Origin of the sequence: Gordonia sp. NPDC003585 (genome assembly GCF_040610755.1) — a bacterium.
In the GTDB taxonomy this organism is placed as follows: Bacteria; Actinomycetota; Actinomycetes; order Mycobacteriales; family Mycobacteriaceae; genus Gordonia.
In genome coordinates this window covers 1-1462 of record NZ_JBEXMX010000195.1, presented here as the reverse complement: position 1 = coordinate 1462, position 1462 = coordinate 1, and the positions used below count along the sequence as shown (strand labels likewise).

Genomic DNA, 1462 nt, shown 5'->3' with positions numbered 1-1462 from the left:
CGAAGTTAGGCGGGCACTGCTCAGCAGTGGAATTGCTGGTTGTTGGCCCGCTGGGCGCGGGTGCAGTGGAATCGTATCCGGCGGCGTGAGTTCTCGGTGTTGCGGAATCCGCAAGCAACGCGTTTGACCTGTTTCACCAGTCGGTTGTAGCCCTCGGTGCGGGCGTTTGTCAGCCCGGTCTGCACGAACGCCAGGATCGCCGGCCACCACGCCTCGATCGTGGTCGCCAGCCGGGAGACTTCTGGGATGTCGGCCTGCGCGCACCAAGTGTAGAAGCGGTAGAGCCGGCGACGGATCTCACTGTTGTCCACACCCTGACGCGCGGCGGAAAGTAGCTGGCGTAGTTCCTCTTTCGCGATGTAGGCGGTGAGGATCTGCGCGGACGGATCGTGATCGATCAATGCGTTCCACATCTTGGCAAATGACCTGTCCGACAGGTGTTCTCGCGCCGAGAGTAACCGTCGACGATTCGCCCATTCCGGGTCCTGTTTTCGCCCCCGGCGGCCGTGGGTGTCGAAGGTGACCCGCCGCCGCACCGCGGTAAGGGCGTCGTTGGCGAGCTTGACGAGGTGGAAGTGATCGACCACCACCTGTGCGTTGGGTAACAACTCGGCGGTGACCGCAGCGGCATACGCTGCCGACGGATCGATCACCACATGGGTGATCTCGTTACGGAACTTCGTGGTCTGCGTGGTGAGCCACCGGGTGACCGCCGCACCCGTGCGGCCTTCGACCTGCCCGAGCAGGCCCTGATCGCCGCTGAGGTCGACGAATCCGGTGTCCCACGGATCGACCCGCACCCAGCGTCTGCCGTCTTTGTCACGCGTCCAGCGGGGCTTGCCGCGGCGGGTCTCATCAATCCCGAGGACCCGCACCGGTGCGGGGTCTTTGAGCACCCGCTTGGCGTGTTCGACGAAGGCAGTGTGCGCTGTCGGCCACGACACACCCGCACCTGCGGCGACCTCGACCACCGAACGCGCCGCCTCCCCGATACTGCGACCGATCTGCGTCCGCAACCGGGTGGTGGTGCGCCGCCGAGGCGGGACCTCGGGGACCGATTCGGTGAACGAACGCCGCCCACACGCCTGATTGCGACAGTAGTAGCGGGTCTTGTTCCACCGCAACTGAATTGGATCATCTCCGTAGGGGATGTCACGTGGCCGGGTGACCGCGTGGCCCTTCACCGATCTCGAGGCGACCCTGCATTCCGGGCACTTGGCCGCCCCCGGATCGACGGTCACCACATCCACCACACGAGCGCGGTCCGCGGCCACGGCGACCGCCCTGACTTCCAGTCCTTCCAACCCCAACAACAACGACGTAGGCTCGACCATGCCCCTGGTACTCCTTCACGAGAATCTGATGCTTCGCAACATCCAGATTTCCGGAGACCAGGGGCGTTTCACATCATCGACACGCCGAGGCTCTGACCAGGCAACGCCCGCTCAACTTCGAAGAGCCC

The 1462-nt window shown here is 64.7% G+C and carries 1 protein-coding gene; it reads right to left on the bottom strand.

The features are described from left to right. Positions 1 to 20: 20 nt before the first annotated feature. Positions 21 to 1334 (bottom strand): ISL3 family transposase, encoded by a 1314-nt coding sequence (locus ABZW74_RS24575; RefSeq protein WP_355280123.1) that lies wholly within the window; start codon positions 1332 to 1334, stop codon positions 21 to 23. Between the last annotated feature and the right edge of the window lie 128 nt (positions 1335 to 1462).